This is a genomic window from Peribacillus sp. P4_C12 (assembly GCF_056402095.1).
The window spans coordinates 1-777 of sequence record NZ_JBFUIB010001048.1 but is presented as its reverse complement, the minus strand read 5'-3'; the positions used below and the strand labels follow the sequence as shown (position 1 = coordinate 777).

The following is a 777-nucleotide window of genomic DNA, read 5'->3' as shown; positions in this document are numbered from 1 at the left end:
GGTAAAGATCTATTCGATGCTATTGCGGGTGGTAAACCAGTGGAATATGGCTTATACGTTCAGCTCATGGATCCTGCAGATGAAGCCCATCTTTCTTATGATCCTTTAGACGATACAAAAGTATGGGATAAGAAAGAATATCCTCTTATACCAGTAGGGAAAATGGTATTAAGTAAAAATCCTGATAATTATATGGAACAAGTAGAAAAAGTCGCCTTCTCCCCTTCAAATTTACTTGACGGTGCAGAATTATCTGATGATAAAATACTGCAGGGCCGAGCCAATGTTTATAATGATTCTCAAAGAAGAAGAATTGGGCCTGAATTTCGTAAAGTACCAGTCAATCAACAGCAAGACTGGACAACGGCTAACCAAATTACAAGTGGTGATGGAAGATATGTTGAAGGTAAACTAGAAAGAACTTCTATAACAAAGCATGATGATTTTGTGCAGGCTGGTGAATTCTATATGAAGTTAACTCCTATAGAAAAAGAACATCTTGTAGAAAATTTAGCCAGCGACTTGATAGTCATATCCGATGATATTAGAAAGAAAGTTATGGAGTATTTAAATAAGGTATCATCTGACTTGGCAAAAAGAATTGAGATACAACTAAAAAAACAATAAAGATATAAAAATTAAAATTTACTAAGGCCAATGAACTAACTGGTGCTTTACTTCAATAAGAGAGTTGCTTTGGCAGCTCTTTTTTTGTATGAAAATATATTCGTGAAAGGCCATACAAAATAAGCCCACCATATTCTAATTTTTTGAAGG

1 protein-coding gene is annotated in these 777 nt (G+C 34.6%); it reads left to right on the top strand.

Annotation, left to right across the window (positions count from 1 at the left end; translation table 11 throughout):
- A partial coding sequence (locus tag AC1DUW_RS31170) for a catalase (protein ID WP_477644494.1) occupies positions 1-627 on the top strand: 627 nt, incomplete at its 5' end.
- Positions 628-777: the final 150 nt, after the last annotated feature.